At 35.9% G+C, this 18,766-nt stretch carries 24 protein-coding genes, 1 tRNA gene and 1 other annotated feature; of the genes, 21 read left to right on the forward strand and 4 right to left on the reverse strand.

The features are described 5' to 3' along the window. Positions 1 to 12: 12 nt before the first annotated feature. The 10 genes from QM460_RS01045 (at position 13) to QM460_RS01090 (ending at position 6,005) form a co-directional block, all read left to right on the forward strand. Entirely contained in the window at positions 13 to 279 is a 267-nt protein-coding gene (locus QM460_RS01045) for a chorismate mutase (protein WP_320692123.1), read from the forward strand. Next, positions 276 to 650 carry a fluoride efflux transporter CrcB gene (crcB, locus tag QM460_RS01050; RefSeq protein ID WP_414288887.1) on the forward strand — a complete coding sequence of 125 codons (375 nt, stop codon included), beginning with the start codon at positions 276 to 278 and terminating at the stop codon, positions 648 to 650. Before QM460_RS01045 ends, crcB (QM460_RS01050) begins: the two co-directional genes overlap by 4 nt. Further along, positions 644 to 973, forward strand: a complete 330-nt coding sequence (crcB, locus tag QM460_RS01055; RefSeq protein WP_414288888.1) for a fluoride efflux transporter CrcB — start codon at positions 644 to 646, stop codon at positions 971 to 973. The genes crcB (QM460_RS01050) and crcB (QM460_RS01055) overlap by 7 nt, the downstream gene beginning before the upstream one ends. A gap of 118 nt (positions 974 to 1,091) precedes the next feature. Beyond that, a complete protein-coding gene (rplS, locus tag QM460_RS01060; protein WP_001068670.1) occupies positions 1,092 to 1,439 on the forward strand; it encodes a 50S ribosomal protein L19 in 348 nt (115 codons plus the stop codon). A gap of 42 nt (positions 1,440 to 1,481) precedes the next feature. Beyond that, a tRNA-Arg gene (locus QM460_RS01065) sits at positions 1,482 to 1,553 on the forward strand. Positions 1,554 to 1,755: 202 nt separating this feature from the next. Further along, positions 1,756 to 1,959 (forward strand): hypothetical protein, encoded by a 204-nt coding sequence (locus QM460_RS01070; protein ID WP_075227674.1) that lies wholly within the window; start codon positions 1,756 to 1,758, stop codon positions 1,957 to 1,959. A 532-nt stretch (positions 1,960 to 2,491) separates the two neighbouring features. Beyond that, positions 2,492 to 3,478, forward strand: coding sequence for an ATP-binding cassette domain-containing protein (locus QM460_RS01075; RefSeq protein WP_003010129.1), 987 nt, complete (start codon positions 2,492 to 2,494; stop codon positions 3,476 to 3,478). Continuing rightward, positions 3,475 to 4,269, forward strand: coding sequence for an ABC transporter permease (locus QM460_RS01080; protein WP_003013825.1), 795 nt, complete (start codon positions 3,475 to 3,477; stop codon positions 4,267 to 4,269). Before QM460_RS01075 ends, QM460_RS01080 begins: the two co-directional genes overlap by 4 nt. A gap of 1 nt (position 4,270) precedes the next feature. Beyond that, the gene (locus QM460_RS01085; RefSeq protein WP_003013947.1) at positions 4,271 to 5,056 is read left to right on the forward strand and encodes an ABC transporter permease; all 786 of its coding nucleotides are present in this window, start codon (positions 4,271 to 4,273) and stop codon (positions 5,054 to 5,056) included. Between the two features lie 346 nt (positions 5,057 to 5,402). Then, positions 5,403 to 6,005, forward strand: a complete 603-nt coding sequence (locus tag QM460_RS01090; protein ID WP_075227672.1) for an AbiV family abortive infection protein — start codon at positions 5,403 to 5,405, stop codon at positions 6,003 to 6,005. Positions 6,006 to 6,044: 39 nt separating this feature from the next. Here the strand turns inward: QM460_RS01090 and yidA are convergent, their stop codons facing one another. Together yidA and QM460_RS01100 are read right to left on the reverse strand one after the other, a co-directional pair. After that, on the reverse strand, positions 6,045 to 6,851 hold the full coding sequence (gene yidA / locus QM460_RS01095; RefSeq protein WP_414288890.1) for a sugar-phosphatase: 807 nt from the start codon (positions 6,849 to 6,851) through the stop codon (positions 6,045 to 6,047). Positions 6,852 to 6,863: 12 nt separating this feature from the next. After that, positions 6,864 to 8,168 (reverse strand): HD domain-containing protein, encoded by a 1,305-nt coding sequence (locus tag QM460_RS01100; protein ID WP_049504521.1) that lies wholly within the window; start codon positions 8,166 to 8,168, stop codon positions 6,864 to 6,866. A 71-nt stretch (positions 8,169 to 8,239) separates the two neighbouring features. Here QM460_RS01100 and QM460_RS01105 point away from each other — a divergent pair, with 71 nt between their 5' ends. Next, positions 8,240 to 8,617, forward strand: a complete 378-nt coding sequence (locus tag QM460_RS01105; RefSeq protein WP_414288891.1) for a DUF1934 domain-containing protein — start codon at positions 8,240 to 8,242, stop codon at positions 8,615 to 8,617. Positions 8,618 to 8,729: 112 nt separating this feature from the next. On the opposite strand, the gene QM460_RS01110 is transcribed toward QM460_RS01105, so the two are convergent. Together QM460_RS01110 and QM460_RS01115 are read right to left on the reverse strand one after the other, a co-directional pair. Then, positions 8,730 to 9,812 (reverse strand): DEAD/DEAH box helicase, encoded by a 1,083-nt coding sequence (locus QM460_RS01110; protein ID WP_414288893.1) that lies wholly within the window; start codon positions 9,810 to 9,812, stop codon positions 8,730 to 8,732. Beyond that, positions 9,809 to 10,786 (reverse strand): Gfo/Idh/MocA family protein, encoded by a 978-nt coding sequence (locus QM460_RS01115; RefSeq protein WP_414288894.1) that lies wholly within the window; start codon positions 10,784 to 10,786, stop codon positions 9,809 to 9,811. The genes QM460_RS01110 and QM460_RS01115 overlap by 4 nt, the downstream gene beginning before the upstream one ends. Positions 10,787 to 10,931: 145 nt before the next feature. Between QM460_RS01115 and QM460_RS01120 the strand changes: the two genes are divergently transcribed. The 10 genes from QM460_RS01120 (at position 10,932) to sdbB (ending at position 18,722) form a co-directional block, all read left to right on the forward strand. Continuing rightward, positions 10,932 to 11,618, forward strand: a complete 687-nt coding sequence (locus QM460_RS01120; RefSeq protein WP_320692092.1) for a YoaK family protein — start codon at positions 10,932 to 10,934, stop codon at positions 11,616 to 11,618. Between the two features lie 64 nt (positions 11,619 to 11,682). Next, positions 11,683 to 11,862 (forward strand) — a sequence feature (ribosomal protein L21 leader region). A 35-nt stretch (positions 11,863 to 11,897) separates the two neighbouring features. Beyond that, on the forward strand, positions 11,898 to 12,212 hold the full coding sequence (rplU, locus tag QM460_RS01125) for a 50S ribosomal protein L21 (RefSeq protein WP_000109141.1): 315 nt from the start codon (positions 11,898 to 11,900) through the stop codon (positions 12,210 to 12,212). Between the two features lie 15 nt (positions 12,213 to 12,227). After that, on the forward strand, positions 12,228 to 12,572 hold the full coding sequence (locus QM460_RS01130; RefSeq protein WP_049503223.1) for a ribosomal-processing cysteine protease Prp: 345 nt from the start codon (positions 12,228 to 12,230) through the stop codon (positions 12,570 to 12,572). A gap of 16 nt (positions 12,573 to 12,588) precedes the next feature. Continuing rightward, entirely contained in the window at positions 12,589 to 12,882 is a 294-nt protein-coding gene (gene rpmA, locus QM460_RS01135; RefSeq protein ID WP_000916509.1) for a 50S ribosomal protein L27, read from the forward strand. 457 nt (positions 12,883 to 13,339) lie between these two features. Continuing rightward, a complete protein-coding gene (locus QM460_RS01140) occupies positions 13,340 to 14,599 on the forward strand; it encodes a UDP-N-acetylglucosamine 1-carboxyvinyltransferase (RefSeq protein WP_045763439.1) in 1,260 nt (419 codons plus the stop codon). Between the two features lie 16 nt (positions 14,600 to 14,615). Next, positions 14,616 to 15,167 (forward strand): GNAT family N-acetyltransferase, encoded by a 552-nt coding sequence (locus QM460_RS01145; RefSeq protein WP_414288897.1) that lies wholly within the window; start codon positions 14,616 to 14,618, stop codon positions 15,165 to 15,167. Continuing rightward, positions 15,160 to 16,437, forward strand: coding sequence for a CBS-HotDog domain-containing transcription factor SpxR (gene spxR, locus QM460_RS01150; protein ID WP_045763437.1), 1,278 nt, complete (start codon positions 15,160 to 15,162; stop codon positions 16,435 to 16,437). The genes QM460_RS01145 and spxR overlap by 8 nt, the downstream gene beginning before the upstream one ends. 14 nt (positions 16,438 to 16,451) lie before the next feature. Further along, a complete protein-coding gene (locus QM460_RS01155; RefSeq protein WP_049525847.1) occupies positions 16,452 to 17,312 on the forward strand; it encodes a methionyl aminopeptidase in 861 nt (286 codons plus the stop codon). Positions 17,313 to 17,438: 126 nt separating this feature from the next. Further along, positions 17,439 to 18,146, forward strand: a complete 708-nt coding sequence (gene ccdA2, locus QM460_RS01160; protein ID WP_414282712.1) for a thiol-disulfide oxidoreductase-associated membrane protein CcdA2 — start codon at positions 17,439 to 17,441, stop codon at positions 18,144 to 18,146. Between the two features lie 12 nt (positions 18,147 to 18,158). After that, positions 18,159 to 18,722: a thiol-disulfide oxidoreductase-associated lipoprotein SdbB gene (gene sdbB / locus QM460_RS01165; protein ID WP_414288899.1), complete on the forward strand. Its 564-nt coding sequence runs from the start codon at positions 18,159 to 18,161 to the stop codon at positions 18,720 to 18,722. The last annotated feature ends 44 nt before the right edge of the window (positions 18,723 to 18,766 follow it).

Consider the following 18,766-nt stretch of genomic DNA (forward strand, 5'->3'; position numbering starts at 1 on the left):
AAAGGAGACTCTATGGATTTAGATATTATTAGACAAGAAATTGATCAAATTGATGATCAAATCGTGAAGCTCTTGGAAGAAAGAATGCATCTTGTGGAAGGCGTAGTTGCTTATAAAAAGACTTCAGGAAAACCGATTTTGGACACCAAAAGAGAAGAAGCTATCTTTGAAAAAGTCAGAAGTCGTGTCAGCAATAAAAAATACGAAGAGACAATTGTCGCGACTTTTTCAGACATTCTCAAACGTTCGCGAGATTATCAGGATAAAAACATCAAATGAAAAAAGAACAATTTTACCCACTAGGAATCTTTCTAGCTGCCATGCTAGGAGGTCTTGTCCGTTATTTGATTTCCAAATGGTTGCCAACCAGTCCAGCTTTTCCATGGGGGACTCTCTTTGCTAACTATTTAGGAATTTTCTGCTTAGTCTATCTTGTCAAAGGTTATTTGGTTTATAAGGGGAGCAGTAAGGGTCTGATTTTAGCACTTGGTACTGGCTTTTGTGGCGGTTTAACGACTTTTTCTAGCCTCGTGTTAGATGCCGTAAAATTGCTGGATACAGGTTCTTATCCAAGTCTGATAATCTATCTAGTTCTGAGCATTGGTGGAGGGCTTTTATTTGCTTATTGTTTAGGGAGGAAGAAATGGTAATCATGTATTTAGCACTTGCTTGTGGCGTTGGAGCGCTTGTTCGTTATTTCCTTTCTACCCTCAATCAAGAGAGAGTTTTACCATTAGGAACACTTCTAGCAAATCTTTTGGGTTGTTTTTTAATTGGTTTATTTTACAATTATGTAGAAGATAAAGAGCTCTATGCTATCCTTGCTACAGGCTTCTGTGGAGGTCTAACCACTTTTTCAACCTTGAATGATGAACTCCAAAAACTCTTAACTGATAAGAAGGTCTTTTACAGATATTTTCTCTTGACCTACTTAGGTGGTTTACTTGCTATTTTTTTAGGAATTTTACTGTAAATTTCTTTACTTTTTCTAAGAAATTTGGTAAACTGTATCTTGTGTGTAATGGACGCACAAAAATACAGTTTATCCGCTGAGGAAGCTTCCTCAAGATTGACAAAGATAGGAGAATAAAATGAATCCATTAATCCAAAGCTTGACTGAAGGTCAACTTCGTACTGATATCCCATCATTCCGTCCTGGTGACACTGTTCGTGTACACGCGAAAGTTGTCGAAGGTAACCGTGAACGTGTTCAGATCTTTGAAGGTGTTGTTATTGCACGTAAAGGTGCTGGTATCTCAGAAAACTACACAGTTCGTAAAATCTCTAACGGTGTAGGTGTTGAACGTATCTTCCCAATCCACACTCCACGTGTTGAAAAGATCGAAGTTGTTCGTTACGGTAAAGTACGTCGTGCGAAATTGTACTACTTGCGTGCTCTTCAAGGTAAAGCAGCTCGTATCAAAGAAATCCGTCGTTAATTCGACCAAAAAACTCTGCTCATTAGGCAGAGTTTTTCTCTAGCTCCCTTAGTTCAATGGATATAACAACTCCCTCCTAAGGAGTAGTTGCAGGTTCGATCCCTGCAGGGAGCGAAACTAGCCACAAAAACACTGGATAACCAGTGTTTTTTCTTTGACCAAATTTTGAACGATTCATAAGATATCCATGGTGTGGTATAATGGACATAGAATGTTTAGGAGAAAGAAATGAAAAAAGGCTTATTTTGGCTTGTTAGTGAAACGCTAATGTTTTCGATACTTTTTGCGCTGAATAGATTTAGTTTGGGTGGTAAATGTGGAATTAAAATTTAAATATTCGAATATAGCAGTTTTTAGAATCGTTGAGTTTAAAAATAAAAAATATATCTTAGATTCTACTACTATAAAAGGTAAGTCCTATTTTTTCGGTTTACTTCCTAAAGAGGTTTCTGCTGAAATGGTTGAGTTATCTCCATCTAATGATAACTTAGTATTTTTGGAATTTTTGACCAAAGTGTGACCAAAATTTGACTAAATATTTGTTTTGATTTTGATGATTATGAGGTTAAGTAGATCATAGGAGTAAGTCTTTATAGGTATAAGTTATTTATGCTCGCTATGTTAGTTAAATAATTAATTTTTGACTGATTTATCTCTGTTTAATGTAAATTAGTTATGAGGAATATTGTCTTATTTATATACGAATATATAAAATAATGATACAATAATATTATATATAAAATTGTAGATATTAGACTGACTATAAAAAATGGAGGTAATTTATGAATAGCAAGGAATGGATTATGGAATTTGAATCTTTAAATGTATGATTACTATAACCGTTATAAAATCAATAAGAAACGTTGTGGTCGGAATTTTTGATATCTTCTAAGAGTAGTCAGAGGATTATTGATTTAATAACAGAAGTACACGAAGACATATATTTAACATCTATTATTTTACCCATCCCGAAGATTTTAGCTCAATCTTTAGCATTTTGGTAAAGTATGGAAAAAGTACAAGTAAATATATTTTATCGAAAGGAGAGATATATGAGTGAAATAGTTATTAATGCTCAGAATTTATCTAAAAATTTTTATAATTTTGATTCAAGACTCCCATTTATCAAGAGATTTTTGAAACGTAATCAAATAACGATTCGAGCTGTTCAAGATATTAGTTTTACGATTAAGAGAGGGAGTATAGTTGGCTTTATTGGGAGTAATGGAGCTGGTAAATCCACAACGATTAAAATGTTGACTGGGACTCTTTATCCTAGTTCCGGAAAATTAGAAGTGAATGGAGAAATTCCATTTAAAAGAAGTATAAATTTTAGAAAAAAAATTTCAATAGTAGTAGGAAATAAATTACAGTTATTTCAAGATGTTTCGGCTATGGATTATTTTCAATTGATTGGTACTTTATATGAGGTAGAACCGGCGATTTTACAAGAACGAATTCAGGAATTAAGCAATTTGTTGAATGTAAAAGATCAGCTTTACCAGCAGGTCCGGACCCTCTCTCTTGGACAAAAAATGAAAATGGAGTTTATCGCGGCATCTTTAACAAGTCCGGAAATATTATTTTTAGACGAGCCTACTATAGGGTTAGATATACAGTCTAAAAAAGATATCAGAACATTTTTAAAGAAAATGAATGAAGAATGTCATACTACTATTATTTTAACGAGTCATGATATGGATGATATTTCGTCTGTTTGTGACGAATTAATCGTCATTGACAAAGGAAAAATTATTTTGCAGGAGTCAATGGATGTTATTTTATCTAAATTTTCTGATTTTAAATATTTAAAGATAAAAATGACATTAGATTTGGTACCAGAGTTATGCTCTGTTAAAGGAGTAGTAGTCATTTCTCAAACAAAATCGGAATGTATACTAAAAATACCTAGAGATTTTGTCTTTGAGACATTAGAATCAATCAATAAGCTTGTAGATATAGAAGATTTTGAAATATCAAATCTTTCTTTAGAAGAAATTATTTTACAAAACTATTTTACAAAAAAGGAGCACAATTGAAAAAAGAAATGTCTATTATTCTGATATCATTTCGATCTATTTTGAACTATAAATCAAGTGTACTATTGTTAATGTTACAGGCAAGTATACAAATTATGATATCAGTATTTTTATGGACGTATATATATCAGAGTAACCAGATAAATATAGCAGGATATGATTTTACCTCAATGGTTCAATACTATTTGGGGACTATAATTTTTTCATATTTTGTTTTTTATCCAGTTGATTGGGAAATCAATGACGATGTTCATTCAGGAAATTTTTTTAGCATATTAATAAAACCTGTTACTTTTTATAAGTATTATTTTTGTAAAATGCTTGGAGATAGGCTTGCTCATTTATTATTTATCATCATTCCTGTCATTTTATTCTCCAGTGTTTATTACAAGAATGAGTTATTAACCATTGAAATTCTTATTTTAGGAAGTATTGCAATTATTCTATCTATGGTTCTATGGTTTTTAATATCATGTTGTGTAGGTATGCTTTCTTTTTGGTTAGAAAATATATTTTTTGTCCTTACTGTTAAAGAAATAGTAATTCAGTTTTTATCAGGAATATTATTGCCTTTAAGTTTTTTTTCAAATAATTTTCGTCTGTTTTTAGATGTATTACCTTTTAAATACTTAGTATATGAACCGCTTCAGATGTTTAGTAATGATACATATAAATTAATAGACTATTTGAGAATTATTTGTATTCAATTGATTTGGTGCATCATTTTTTATATTATATCAAGATTCATATTGAGAAAAGGAGTGGAGCACTTCTCAAATGTGGGAGGATAAAATGTTTAGAATAAAAGTAATTTTTAGGCTACTTCATTTTGGTTTTAAATCTGATATGAATTTTCATTTTGACTTCTTTTGTGGTCTATTTTCGTCGATACTGTGGATTGGTTTACCTATTGTATTTTTTAGATTGATTTTCTTAAACATAGACTCTTTTAATGGTTGGGACTATTATCAAATTTTATTTTTGGTAGGTTCCTACACTATTGTAGATGGAGTTATGATGGGATTGTTAATTAGAAGTATGGGAATTTTAGAATCAGATATTTTGAGTGGTAACTTGGATCAAATTTTATTGAGGCCGTTTGATACTCAGTTGTTCTATATTTTTAGATCATTTAATTTAGTTCAATTCGTGAATACTTTTTTTGGTCTTGCGATCATTTTTATAAGTTATGGAAATTTAAATGTACATTTAAATTCATTAAAAATATTATTTTATATCCTTTCTTTAATGTGTGGTTGTATTATATATTATTCAATTTGGTTTCTAATAACGATTAGTTCATTTTGGTTCCCAACTAAATTTTCAAAAGTAGATGTATTTTTGAATTATATTGGAATTTCTAAGTATCCATATAATATTTTTACAGGTATTAACAGATTGATCACTATGTTATTTGTTCCCAATTTATTAATTGCCAATCCTGCAGTATTAATATTTTTAGGGAAAGATACATTGAACCTATTTTTCTATCAAATAGTTTTTACAGTTTTTTTGATTATTATCAGTCGTACAATTTTTAGAAAAGGATTGAAAAAATATGAAAGTGCAGGAAGATAAACAATGTTGTTCAGTTATATGTTTGACTAAAGAAAGTGATTCGCTGTACTTTCGGATATGAGCTTGAAGGTGGAATTGCCAGAGTGAGTTTGAAAAAAAGTAAGCAAATTTTTGACCAAAAATTGACCAAGTGAGATGGAAAAGCCTTTAGAATAGGGCTTTAGGGCTGATATTTTTATTCCTGCAGGGGGCATAGAAACTATTGATTTTGCTGGGTGTTTGAGGTGTTTCGTCCCAAATTCGCCCCTAAATTACAAGAATTATATAAAGTGTTGACATAGGTTTGATAAGCAACCCCTAGAATTACTTTGGCAAATTATCATGAATTATAAAATTTGGAGTACTAATGGTCGATAAAGATTTTTCTTTTGATAAGATAGAATCTATCTTAAACGGAACTAGCAATTTTTATATTTCTTCAAATGAAGAATTGAATAAATGCTTAGATCATGTTGTTCAGTTGATTTCGGATTCATATGTTTTATATATAAATAATTCATATACCTCCTCCTCTTTTTTAGCTATTAGTGTGCTAGAAGAGGTTGGAAAAATTCAAATGGGAATATTTATTAAAGGTTCAGATTCCTATGTGAGAAAAGATAAATTAAGAGATCATAAGTCTAAACAAATTGTTGGAGCGAGCTACACTATTTGTATGGGCGAAAGGATTAAAAATGCAATTTCTAATGAAAATTTGGAAAAAATTTTTAAATTTATTTATTCTGGAGAATTGAAAGATTTAAGAGAAAAAGTAATTTATTGTGATAGAAAAAATAACAGTATTGTGACACCAAAAGATTTAATTACTCAAGAATTTGCAAGAAATCTACTTTTATTTGCGATAGAATCATTTGATGATAATCTGGTGGGATGGACAAATTACTCAATCGAGTTATCAAAGAAAACTGATTTGTTTTTTGAAATTATTGCTAATTCTAAAATGAAATAGACAAAAACCGCTCAGCAGAGCGGTCTTTGTCTATTCTTTCTACAACACCCAAGTTCGAATGGCATGGGCAACGCCAGATTCGTCATTAGATTTAGTGATGTATTTGGCGATTTTTTTGAGTTCTGGGTTTCCGTTTTCCATAACAACTGGGTTACCTACGACTTCAAGCATAGCACGGTCATTTTCTTCGTCTCCGATAGCCATGGTTTCATCTTTGGTCAATCCTAGTTTCTCAGCCAAGTGAGTAATAGCTGAACCCTTGTCTACATTCTTTTTAAGGAGCTCAAGGTAGAATGGTGCAGACTTATTAATAGAGAAGCGCTCGTAAAATTCTGCGGGTATCTTTTCGATAGCGGCATCGAGAATTTCCGGTTCATCGATGAACATACATTTGACGATTTCCTTGTCAGCCATTTCTTCAGGTGTACGGTAGAAGATGGGCATGCTGACGAGGGTTGATTCGTGCACTGTGTATTTTCCGATATTGCGATTGGCAGTGTAGATGCCATCCTTGGTAATGGCATGCATGTGGACGCCAAGTTTGCGACTGAGGAATTCCATATCTAAATAATCTTCATAAGTCAAGGATTCGCTGATAATCTCATGGCCAGTAGCAGTTTCTTGAACAAGGGCACCGTTGAAGGTAACAACGTAGTCCCCTTCGTCTCTTAATTTCAAGTCATCTAAAAGTTTGGCAACTCCTGCGATAGGGCGACCAGTTGCAATCATAACTTTAACACCAGCTTGTTTGGCATCTTGGATGGCAGAAAAGACTTCTGGAGTGATTTCCTTTTGACTGTTGACAAGGGTTCCATCGATATCGACGGCGATTAGTTTAATACTCATATAGTTCCTCTTTTAGTTTTTATTTGGTTTAAAATGATCGTTTTCAATCAAGTGTAAAAATTGCTGAGTGATGCTTGCAAAGATGCTGTTTTGATCCAACATTTCTTTTGGGAAGTAGAAACGATTATCTCCGTGGCGACTGCCAGCAAGGGATTGAACGATAGGAGAAAGGCTAGAGAGTTCTGCTAGTTCTCCATTTTTTTGTATAATCTCAATCTGAGTTCGTGGGTTTTCAGATTCAGGGCGATAGATATCATAAGGAAGGTCAAAGTTCTTATGGATAGCTGTGTAATAGTCAGGATCAAAGCCGATATCTTCTACCAGTTTTCTCATAGATGCAAGCTGTTCTTGATCTTCTTGTGAAAAGGTGATTGATTTAAAGACCTTGCGATTGACAAAGCGTTGTGACAGGTCAGCTAAAATCTTGTCAGAACTGGTCATCCAGAGTTGGAAATAGGTATTCATAACTCCGTCATCCAAAGATAGATAGTCAGCTAAGCTAACATTTTTTTCGAAAAATGGCAGTAGATGTGGGGATGTAAGTGTAAAGAAGTCCTTGTTTCCTGGATAAAGTTCTTTAGCACGTTTCAAAAGATTCTGCAGAAGTACTTCCATAGCACGTGTTGCTGGATGGAAATATACCTGCATATACATTTGATAGCGACTAAGAACATAGTCTTCGATGGCATGCATCCCGTTTCGTTGGAAAGCAATTCCATTTTCGATAGGGCGAATAACTCGTAAGATACGTGTTAGGTCAAATTCCCCATAAGAAGCCCCTGTAAAATAGGAGTCACGTAAGAGATAGTCCATGCGGTCTGCATCGATTTGACTCGAAATCAATTGAACCACCTGCTTATTTGGATAAGTATGATCTATAACACTAGCTACCTTTTCAGGGAAATCTGGAGCTACCTGTAAAAGAACCTGGTGAATCTCTGTTTCAGGGCTTTGGATAATTTCCTGCGTAATAGCCTCATGATCGGTATCAAAGAGATTTTCAAAGGTATGCGAGTAGGCACCATGTCCTAAGTCATGAAGGAGGGCTGCAGTCATGGTTAGGAGGGACTCCGAAGGATCCCATTCCTTAGGATACTTTTCCTCAAAAATCTCGGTGATGCGACGTGCAATCTCGTAAACACCTAGACAGTGAGAGAAACGACTATGTTCTCCACCATGAAAGGTGTAACTGGATGTTCCGAGCTGCTTGATACGACGAAGTCGTTGAAATTCTTTGGTATTGATTAAGTCATAGATAATCTGATTATCAACATGGATATAATTGTGAACAGGGTCACGAAATACTTTTTCATTCATAAAACCATTATAGCAAAAAGCCACAGTTTTTGGTAAAATAGTAGGATAAGAGTGAAGAAAGAGGACTTGAAGTGAAGATTCGAATGAGAAATACCATCCAATTTGATGAACAATTGGAAGTGATTGACCAACTTTATGACGTTGAGTTACGTGAGAAAGGTGATTTTTCCTATCTCCTTTTTTACAATGAAGAGAAAGAAAAAGTGGTACTCAAGTTTAATGATACAGAGTTGGTGATGTCTCGATTTTCCAATCCTAAGACCATCATGCGTTTTCTGAAGGAAGTTGATAGTTTATCCTATATTCCTACACCAATGGGGATACAGGAGTTTATCATCCAAACAAGCCATTATCAAGTTGAACAACAAAAGATTGAACTAGCTTATCAACTACAAAACAAAGAAGGAAATCCATTTGCAAACTATCGCTTAGAAATTACCTGGGGATAAAAAAGTGGAGGAGAAATCAGTAGATAAAGTTTCGATTTCCTAGTTTCAAATCAACTAGCAGGTCAAAGTTTTTTGCTAATAAAAAATGAGGTTGGGATTTTTGTCCCAGCCTCTATTTGATATACAGTTCTTGATTTTTCAAGACAATTTCACGTACACTTGCAAATTTCTTCAGCTTTTTGATTTCTTCGGGATGCGTTACAAGTGTGATTACATAGCCCTCTTTGCCCATACGTCCTGTACGGCCAGCGCGGTGAGTGTAAGTTTCCATATCTCTAGGAACGTCAAAGTTAACCACGCATTCTAAGCTGTCAATGTCGATACCACGAGCTAGAAGGTCTGTTGCAAGAAGCAGTGTTAGTTGCTTGTCTTTGAATTTTTCGAGAATAACTTTTCTGAACTTAACGTTGACATCGCTAGCTAGTGAAACAGCTAAAACATCGCGATACTGCAATTTTTCCTCAGCGCTTCCGAGGTCTGATAAGCTATTAAAGAATACCAGTCCGCGGAAGTCCTCGACATGTGCCAGTTTTCTAAGCATATCAACTCTATGTCGTTGGTCTACTTGCATGTAGAAGTGTTGAATGTTGTCCAACTTTTGGTCTGATAGATCAATGGTGCGCGTGTTAGGCGCAATCTTATCTTGGTCAAACTTGGTAGTGGCACTCATATAGATGAGTTGGTGGTTACGAGGTGCGTAGTGGGTGATTTTTTCGACAAAGTGAATCTGAGAATCATCTAGCAACTGATCGAACTCATCAAGAATGATCGTTTCCACGTTCATCATCTTGATCTTCTTCAATTTAATCAGTTCAAAGATACGACCAGGAGTTCCAATAAGGATTTCTGGGCCTTTTTTAAGTCGTTCGATTTGACGTTTCTGACTCGAACCAGAAAGGAATAGTTGAGCAGTCAAGCCAATTGCTTCACCCCAGGTTTTAGTTACCTCAAAAATCTGACCAGCCAGTTCAGTATTTGGTGCTAAAATCAATAGTTGCTGCGCTTTTTTCTTTTGGAGACGAAGAAGACTTGGTAGGAGATAAGCTAAAGTCTTACCTGTACCAGTTGGACTAACTCCAAGAAGGGTTTGACCGTCTAAAATTGGATCAAAAAGCTGAGTTTGAATGGGTGTGAATTCTTGAAATCCGAGTTTTTCGGTTAGCTCTAGCCATTCTTTAGGTAGTTTGGTTTTCATTTTTCTGCCTCAAATCTAATGCCAGCAGTCTGGCGCATAGTGTAAATTAGGTTATGGACGTGTGATGCATCCTCTAACCAAGCTTGGTAAAGTTCTGGGTTTGGCTGCTTGATCATGTTAGCAAAAACAGCGACCTCCTCAGTCATGGTATGAGGTGCCTGTTGAATAGGTAGATGTGTTTCATTACCTTGATGATCTGTAAAAATAGCTGAGCGAACATGTTCAATGGTGTTGAGCGTCAAGGTTCCATCTGTTGTGTATATTTCACAAGGCAGATTAGAAGTAATGTTTTTACCAGCCTTGATGTGAACTTGATATTCAGGATAAGATAAGATACCATCTCCATTTAAATCAATGGTGTTGTCAAGTTGTTGAGCTTGATAGGACGCATCAAGTGCCTTACCAAACAAGCGAACCGCAGCATAGATCGGATAAATTCCCAAGTCCATGAGAGCCCCACCAGCAAAACGGTCTGAAAAGACATTCGGAGTATTTCCAGAAAGAAGGTCTGGCATCTTAGAAGAATACTTGGCAAAGTTGAGGTCTGCACCTAAAACCTCCTTATCTACTAAAAAGTTTTTAATAGTTGTGAAGGCTTCCTCATGATAGTTACGAGCAGCTTCAAAGATAAAACGATGATTCTCCTGAGCTATTTGAATTAACTCTTGCCATTCTTGTGGTTGAGTCACAGCTGGTTTTTCAAGGATAACATGTTTACCAGCAGATAAGGCAGCCTTGGCTTGAGAATAGTGCAAAGAATTTGGACTTGCGATATAGACAACATCAAATTCAGATTGGAAAAAATCCTCTAAATTATCAAATAGACTAACATCTGTATAGGAATTAGCAAATTGCTGGGCAGTCGTGAGCTTTCTTGAATAAACAGCTATCAGCTGGAATTCCTGACTAGAAAGGGCAGCATCTATAAAGTGGTGACTGATTGCACCAGTGCCGATAATACCAAGATTTAGCATGAAATCTCCTTTTTTACAAGTAATAACTGCTTTCATTATATCACAGATAGCCTAAACTAGCCAAAGGGAGACAATTCTTTTATTTGACACTTCGAATTTTCATCAAAAAATGGTACAATAGATTCAGAAAAAATAGGAGTGTAGTATGAGATTATTACCTATGAGAAAAATTTCTCGTCATTCAAAAAGATTGGCGCTTTTTTTGACTTTTTGTGCGGGTTATGTAGATGCCTATACCTTTATCATACGTGGGAATACTCTAGTTGCAGGTCAAACGGGGAATGTCGTTTTCCTTTCCGTTGGTCTCATTCAAGACAATGTTTCAGATGCCAGTGTCAAGGTAATGACCTTGATTTCCTTTATGGTAGGTGTTTTCCTCTTGACAGTCTATAAAGAAAAGTTACGGATTGTAAGAAAACCAATTCTATCCCTTATTCCACTAGCAATTTTATCTTTAATTATAGGATTTGTTCCCTTGACGGTTGATAATATATACATAGTACCACCATTAGCCTTTTGTATGGGACTTGTAACAACAGCATTTGGAGAAGTTTCAGGAATCGCATATAACAATGCTTTTATGACTGGTAATATCAAACGAACCATGTTAGCGTTTGGGGAATATGTTCGCACAAAACATACTCCTTTTTTACGAGAAGGTCTTATCTTTGTCAGTCTACTATCTAGCTTCGTTCTCGGAGTTATTGTATCAGCTTATCTGAGTATTTCTTATAAAGAAAAAACAATTTTAGGGATTCCAATCATGATGAGTATTTTTTATCTAAGTATGCTTTTTGCATCTTGGAGGAAAAAAGTTGGAGAAAAAGTTTAAATTCGATGATTAATACTTGTCAAAAATTAGGAATCATGCTATACTTGAAGAGTTGACTATGCACAGTCCTGTGCAACCGCACGAACATCGTTGCTCGTCGTATAACAAATTTAAACTTCGTCATTATCGCCTTGCCTAACGTAAGTTATGTCTTCGGCTTAATTCCTAGTTTATTCTTTGTTATACTTAGAGCTCTTCTTTTAAGTGGTTCGTCCCACGATGCTAGGCGAGTCTTCACAAAAATACGGGGAAACCCCAAAAAATCATAGGAGGTGCATAATGAGCACATACGCAATTATCAAAACTGGCGGAAAACAAGTTAAAGTTGAAGTTGGTCAAGCAGTCTACGTAGAAAAATTGAACGTTGAAGCTGGTCAAGAAGTTACTTTTAACGAAGTTGTTCTTGTTGGTGGTGAAAACACTGTTGTCGGAACTCCACTTGTTGCTGGAGCTACTGTAGTTGGAACTGTTGAAAAACAAGGAAAACAAAAGAAAGTTGTTACTTACAAGTACAAACCTAAAAAAGGTAGCCACCGTAAACAAGGTCACCGTCAACCATATACAAAAGTTGTCATCAACGCAATCAACGCTTAATTTTAAGGAGAACACATGATACAAGCAGTCTTTGAGAGAGCCGAAGATGGCGAGCTGAGGAGTGCGGAAATTACTGGACACGCCGAGAGTGGCGAATACGGCTTTGATGTCGTGTGTGCATCGGTTTCTACGCTTGCCATTAACTTTATCAATTCCATTGAGAAATTTGCAGGCTATGAACCAATCTTAAAATTAAACGAAGATGAAGGTGGCTATCTTATGGTTGAAATTCCCAGAGATCTTCCTTCTCACCAGAGAGAAATGACACAATTATTCTTTGAATCATTTTTCTTAGGTATGGCAACCTTATCGGAGGACTCTTCTGAGTTCGTCCAAACCAGAGTTATCACAGAAAACTAACACGGAGGAAAACATTATGTTAAAAATGACTCTTAACAACTTGCAACTTTTCGCCCACAAAAAAGGTGGAGGTTCTACATCAAACGGACGCGATTCACAAGCTAAACGTCTTGGAGCTAAAGCAGCTGACGGACAAACTGTAACAGGTGGATCAATCCTTTACCGTCAACGTGGTACACACATCTATCCAGGTGTAAACGTTGGACGTGGTGGAGACGATACTTTATTCGCTAAAGTTGAAGGCGTAGTACGCTTTGAACGTAAAGGTCGCGATAAAAAACAAGTTTCTGTTTACCCAATCGCAAAATAAAAAGGTCCAGTGAACCTTTTTATCCCGAGCCTTGAAATGTAAAGGCGAGGAAGCTAGAATTAGCATTAAATAAGGCTTTCCGAGTTTTCGGAGAGCCTATTTTTTTGTTTTGGTACCCAAAATGATTTTTATGTAAAATTTTTGTACAATATCATCGGTTTATTTTCTTATTTTTAAAAGTTGAATACTATTGATATACTTATTAAACCTGTCTTTCTTTACCCAATCGCAAACAAAAAATGTATAGTAAAAATTTTGTTGCAAGCCTTAAAATTACAGGCTAGGAAGATTTTTACTAGCTTTGATAAGTAAGATAATTCTAACTGATATAACCACAGTTATCGTCTTTAATATCAAGATAGTTCTGGGCCTAATTTTTTTATAGGATTGGCTATTAATAAGAAATATGGTATAATATAGGGTGAGACCTTCTTAATAAATAGTGAAAGAGTATAAAATGAAAAAAATTGTCATTAACGGTGGGAGACCATTGAAAGGTGAAATTACGATTAGTGGCGCTAAAAATAGTGTCGTTGCCTTGATTCCTGCCATTATTTTATCAGATGATGTTGTGATTTTGGATTGTGTTCCGGACATCTCTGATGTAGCTAGTCTTATTGAGATTATGGAAATCATGGGAGCTAGTGTCAAGCGTTATGACGATGTTCTTGAGATTGATCCTCGTGGTGTTCAAAATAAACCAATGCCTTATGGTAAAATTAATAGCTTGCGTGCGTCTTATTATTTCTATGGTAGTCTTTTAGGACGTTTTGGTGAAGCAACTGTAGGTTTGCCTGGAGGGTGTGACCTAGGACCACGTCCTATTGATTTGCATTTAAAAGCATTTGAAGCTATGGGAGCTAAGACAACCTACGAGGGAGATAATATGAATCTCTCAACCCAAGGATCAAGTCTACATGGTGCGCATATCTATATGGATACTGTTAGTGTTGGTGCAACTATTAATACAATGCTAGCAGCAGTAAAAGCTAAAGGTCGAACAGTTATTGAAAATGCTGCTCGCGAACCTGAAATCATTGATGTGGCTACATTATTAAATAATATGGGAGCTCACATTCGTGGAGCAGGTACAGATATGATTACAATTGATGGTGTGGATAGCTTGCACGGGACACGCCACCAAGTCATCCCTGACCGTATCGAAGCAGGTACATATATTTCAATGGCAGCTGCAGTAGGTCATGGGATTCGAATTAATAATGTACTTTATGAGCATTTAGAAGGATTTATTGCTAAACTTGAAGAAATGGGTGTTCACATGACTGTTTCTGAAGACAGTATTTTCGTCGAAGAGCAAACAAATCTAAAGGCTGTTAATATTAAGACAGCTCCTTATCCAGGTTTCGCAACAGATCTTCAACAGCCTATTACTCCCTTGCTATTAAAAGCAGAAGGTCGTGGCACATTGATTGATACAATCTATGAAAAACGTGTCAACCATGTTTTTGAATTAGCCAAAATGAATGCAGATATTTCAACAACAAACGACCACATACTTTATAAGGGTGGAAATCCATTGCAGGGTGCAAAAGTTAAGGCAACAGATCTACGTGCTGGAGCTGCCTTAGTTATTGCTGGCTTGATGGCTGAAGGAAAAACAGAGATTACCAATGTTGAATTCATCCTTCGAGGCTACTCGAATATTATCGAAAAATTGCGTAATCTTGGAGCAGATATTGAGCTAATCGAAGATTAGTAATTTGAGGATTGCAATGAATATCTGGACTAAATTAGCAAAATTTTCTTTCTATGAGACGGAACGTTTATATTTCCGTCCCTTCTTTTTTACAGATGTAGATGATTTTCATCAACTTGCATCAGATCCTGAAAATCTTCAATTTATCTTTCCTACACAAGCAAGTATTGAAGAAAGTCAGTATGCTCTTGCCAATTATTTTATGAAATCACCTTTGGGGATTTGGGCTATTTGTGATAAAAAAGAGCAAAGAATGATTGGAGCTATCAAGTTTGAAAAACTTGATGAAATTAAGAAAGAAGCAGAAATTGGCTATTTTTTAAAGAAAGACTATTGGTCTCAGGGTTATATGACTGAAGCAGTTACTAAATTACGAGATTTATCCATGAACGAGTTTGCCTTGAAGCAACTTTCGATTGTGACACATCTAGAAAATGTTGCTAGTCAGAAAGTAGCAGAAAAATCAGATTTTGTTCTTTATCGTCGTTTTAAAGGAAGCGATCGTTATACCCGAAAGATGCGGGATTATCTAGAATTCCGTTATACAAAAGGAAATTTAAATGAGTAAACACCAAGAAATATTAGCCTACTTGGAAGAATTACCAGTTGGGAAGCGTGTCAGTGTTCGTAGTATTTCAAATCGGCTGGGAGTAAGTGATGGTACGGCATATCGGGCTATCAAAGAAGCTGAAAATAGGGGACTTGTTGAAACACGTCCTCGAAGTGGAACAGTACGTGTAAAGTCCAAAAAAGTAGCTATTGAGAAATTAACGTTCGCAGAAATTGCAGAAGTTACAGGCTCGGAAGTTTTAGCTGGTCAAGCTGGATTGGATAGAGAATTTAGTAAATTCTCCATTGGAGCGATGACTGAAAAGAATATTCTTTCTTATCTTCATGATGGTGGCTTACTTATCGTAGGAGATCGAACACGTATTCAGTTATTAGCACTTGAAAATGAAAATGCTGTCTTGGTAACAGGTGGATTTGAAGTTCACGAAGATGTTTTGAACCATGCTAATAAAAAAAATATTCCAGTATTGCGCAGTAAGCATGATACATTTACAATTGCGACTATGATCAACAGAGCTTTGTCTAATGTTCAGATTAAGACAGATATTTTGACGGTTGAAAAAATCTATCGTACCAGTCATGAATATGGTTTTCTACAGGAAACGGATACTGTCAAAGATTATTTAGACTTGGTTCGTAAGAATAGAACGAGCCGTTTCCCTGTTATCAATCAGCATCAGGTTGTTGTTGGTGTAGTTACTATGCGTGATGCTGGAGATAAATCACCTGGTACAACGATAGATAAGGTCATGACAAGGACAGTCTATATGACTGGTTTAGCGACAAATATCGCTAACGTTAGTCAGAGAATGATTGCTGAAGACTTTGAAATGGTACCTGTTGTGAGAAGCAATCAAACCTTACTTGGTGTCATTACTAGACGGGATGTCATGGAAAAGATGAGTCGCTCTCAAGTTTCAGCTTTACCAACATTTTCAGAACAGGTTGGTCAGAAGTTATCTTACCACCATGACGAAGTTGTCATTACGGTTGAACCATTTATGTTGGAAAAAAATGGAGTCCTTGCAAATGGTGTTCTTTCAGAAATATTGACCCATATGACGCAAGATCTGGTTGTGAATAGCGGACGTAACCTCATCATTGAACAAATGTTGATTTATTTCTTACAAGCTGTTCAGATTGATGATACCTTGCGGATTCAGGCTAGAATTATTCATCATACGAGAAGGTCAGCTATTATTGACTATGACATTTATATCAATCATCAAATCGTATCAAAAGCAAATGTTACTGTAAAAATTAATTAAAACTAGGAGAAAACATGATTACATTAAAATCAGCTAGAGAAATCGAAGCAATGGATAAAGCTGGCGATTTTCTTGCCAGTATTCACATCGGTTTGCGTGACATCATCAAACCAGGTGTAGATATGTGGGAAGTAGAAGAATATGTGCGTCGTCGTTGTAAAGAAGAAAATTTCCTTCCACTACAAATCGGTGTTGATGGGGCAATGATGGATTATCCTTATGCCACTTGCTGTTCGCTCAATGACGAAGTAGCCCATGCTTTTCCACGCCACTATATTTTGAAGGAAGGCGATTTGCTGAAGGTTGATATGGTTCTTGGTGGGCCAATCGCTAAGTCTGACCTCAATGTTTCTAAACTCAACTTTAACAACGTTGAGCAGATGAAAAAATATACTCAAAACTTTACGGGCGGCTTGGCAGATTCTTGTTGGGCATACGCTGTTGGAAAACCGTCAGAAGAAGTTAAAAACTTAATGGACGTGACCAAGGAAGCTATGTACATTGGTATTGAAAAAGCTGTTGTAGGAAACCGTATTGGAGATATTGGAGCTGCTATTCAGGAATATGCTGAAAGTCGTGGTTACGGCGTTGTTCGTGATCTTGTAGGACACGGTGTTGGTCCAACTATGCATGAAGAACCAATGGTTCCTAACTATGGTATCGCAGGTCGCGGTCTCCGCCTTCGTGAAGGCATGGTTTTGACAATCGAACCTATGATCAATACAGGTGATTGGGAAATCGATACAGATATGAAAACAGGTTGGGCACATAAAACAATCGATGGTGGACTATCATGTCAGTACGAGCATCAGTTTGTTATTACTAAAGATGGGCCTGTAATCTTGACAAGTCAAGGTGAAGAGGGAACTTATTAATCAAAAAAGGAGCTGAGCTCCTTTTTTGATTCTTTCAAGTTGAAAATAAATTTGCGTAGCGGATTTCTTACAAACGTTTTCTTTTATAGTAAAATAAAAGATAACTATATGAAAGAAGGTTCTTAATTGGAAAGTATTTTATTTTTTATTTCTGTCTTTATAGCTGGGGTCTTGTCATTCTTTTCTCCCTGTATCTTTCCCTTGTTACCAGTCTACGCAGGTGTTCTGCTAGATGATCAAGAGGAGTCAAGGACATTTCGTTTTTTGGGTAAAGATGTTGCCTGGTCAGGATTGATTCGGACACTCTGTTTCATTGCGGGTATCTCTCTCATCTTCTTTATTCTTGGATTTGGAGCAGGATTCCTTGGGAATTTACTTTATGCTGACTGGTTCCGTTATGTTATGGGAATCATGATTATTATACTGGGTTTGCATCAGATGGAAATTCTTCACTTACAAAAATTAGAGGTACAAAAAACAGTAACATTTAAGCAAAAACAGTCTAGCAAATATTTGTCGGCCTTTTTACTGGGTATCAGCTTCAGCTTTGGCTGGACTCCATGTATAGGCCCAGTTTTAAGTTCTGTTTTAGCATTGGCTGCCTCAGGGGGAAATGGAGCTCTTCAGGGGGCCTTATTAACCCTCATTTACACTCTCGGAATGGCGCTTCCATTTTTAGTTTTGGCCTTGGCATCAGGTCTTGTCATGCCTTATTTTAGTAGAATCAAATCCCACATACTTTTATTGAAGAAAATTGGTGGTTTATTGATTATTCTCATGGGAATTTTATTAATGTTGGGACAGTTAAATGTCTTATCTGGAATATTAGGATAAAAGGAGTTATCTATGAAAAAAATTATCTATTTTGGGCTTAGTTTCTTGTCTCTCTTTCTTCTGATTGCTTGTGGCAAGGAAGAGAAAAAATCGAGTCAAGAAAACAAAACGACTCAGACACAGCAGCAAGCAACTGTGAAGCAAGTGGCTGTAGGAGCAGAAGCACCTGATTTTACGCTTCAATCAATGGATGGAAAAGAAGTGAAATTATCTGATTTTAAAGGTAAAAAAGTTTATCTTAAATTTTGGGCATCTTGGTGTGGACCATGTAAGAAGAGTATGCCAGAATTGATGGAGCTTGCTGCTAAGGAAGATCGTGATTTCGAAATTTTATCTGTCATTGCGCCAGGGCTTCAAGGTGAAAAAACGATAGACCAATTTCCAAAGTGGTTTGAAGAACAAGGTTATAAAGACATCCCAGTTTTGTATGATACAAAAGGAGCTGTTTTTCAAGATTATCAAATTCGAAGCATCCCTACAGAGTATCTAATTGATTCACAGGGTAAAATTGCTAAGATTCAATTAGGTGCGATTAGTAACGCAGATGCAGAAGCAGCTTTTGCTCAAATGAAATAAAGTAATGAAATATAAAAATGTCTAGACAAACCGTCTAGACATTT

Source organism: Streptococcus infantis, assembly GCF_047464415.1.
GTDB classification, from domain to species: Bacteria; Bacillota; Bacilli; order Lactobacillales; family Streptococcaceae; genus Streptococcus; species Streptococcus infantis_AE.

Coding starts and splice junctions, on each gene's coding strand:
- QM460_RS01085 (WP_003013947.1), top strand. CDS start 4,271: ATGTTTAGAATAAAAGTAATTTTTAGGCTACTTCATTTTGGTTTTAAA.
- QM460_RS01145 (WP_414288897.1), top strand. CDS start 14,616: ATGAATATCTGGACTAAATTAGCAAAATTTTCTTTCTATGAGACGGAA.
- yidA (WP_414288890.1), bottom strand. CDS start 6,851: ATGAGTATTAAACTAATCGCCGTCGATATCGATGGAACCCTTGTCAAC.
- QM460_RS01130 (WP_049503223.1), top strand. CDS start 12,228: ATGATACAAGCAGTCTTTGAGAGAGCCGAAGATGGCGAGCTGAGGAGT.
- rpmA (WP_000916509.1), top strand. CDS start 12,589: ATGTTAAAAATGACTCTTAACAACTTGCAACTTTTCGCCCACAAAAAA.
- QM460_RS01090 (WP_075227672.1), top strand. CDS start 5,403: ATGGTCGATAAAGATTTTTCTTTTGATAAGATAGAATCTATCTTAAAC.
- QM460_RS01100 (WP_049504521.1), bottom strand. CDS start 8,168: ATGAATGAAAAAGTATTTCGTGACCCTGTTCACAATTATATCCATGTT.
- crcB (WP_414288887.1), top strand. CDS start 276: ATGAAAAAAGAACAATTTTACCCACTAGGAATCTTTCTAGCTGCCATG.
- QM460_RS01045 (WP_320692123.1), top strand. CDS start 13: ATGGATTTAGATATTATTAGACAAGAAATTGATCAAATTGATGATCAA.
- QM460_RS01115 (WP_414288894.1), bottom strand. CDS start 10,786: ATGCTAAATCTTGGTATTATCGGCACTGGTGCAATCAGTCACCACTTT.
- QM460_RS01110 (WP_414288893.1), bottom strand. CDS start 9,812: ATGAAAACCAAACTACCTAAAGAATGGCTAGAGCTAACCGAAAAACTC.
- QM460_RS01075 (WP_003010129.1), top strand. CDS start 2,492: ATGAGTGAAATAGTTATTAATGCTCAGAATTTATCTAAAAATTTTTAT.
- rplS (WP_001068670.1), top strand. CDS start 1,092: ATGAATCCATTAATCCAAAGCTTGACTGAAGGTCAACTTCGTACTGAT.
- crcB (WP_414288888.1), top strand. CDS start 644: ATGGTAATCATGTATTTAGCACTTGCTTGTGGCGTTGGAGCGCTTGTT.
- QM460_RS01140 (WP_045763439.1), top strand. CDS start 13,340: ATGAAAAAAATTGTCATTAACGGTGGGAGACCATTGAAAGGTGAAATT.
- QM460_RS01155 (WP_049525847.1), top strand. CDS start 16,452: ATGATTACATTAAAATCAGCTAGAGAAATCGAAGCAATGGATAAAGCT.
- rplU (WP_000109141.1), top strand. CDS start 11,898: ATGAGCACATACGCAATTATCAAAACTGGCGGAAAACAAGTTAAAGTT.
- spxR (WP_045763437.1), top strand. CDS start 15,160: ATGAGTAAACACCAAGAAATATTAGCCTACTTGGAAGAATTACCAGTT.
- QM460_RS01120 (WP_320692092.1), top strand. CDS start 10,932: ATGAGATTATTACCTATGAGAAAAATTTCTCGTCATTCAAAAAGATTG.
- sdbB (WP_414288899.1), top strand. CDS start 18,159: ATGAAAAAAATTATCTATTTTGGGCTTAGTTTCTTGTCTCTCTTTCTT.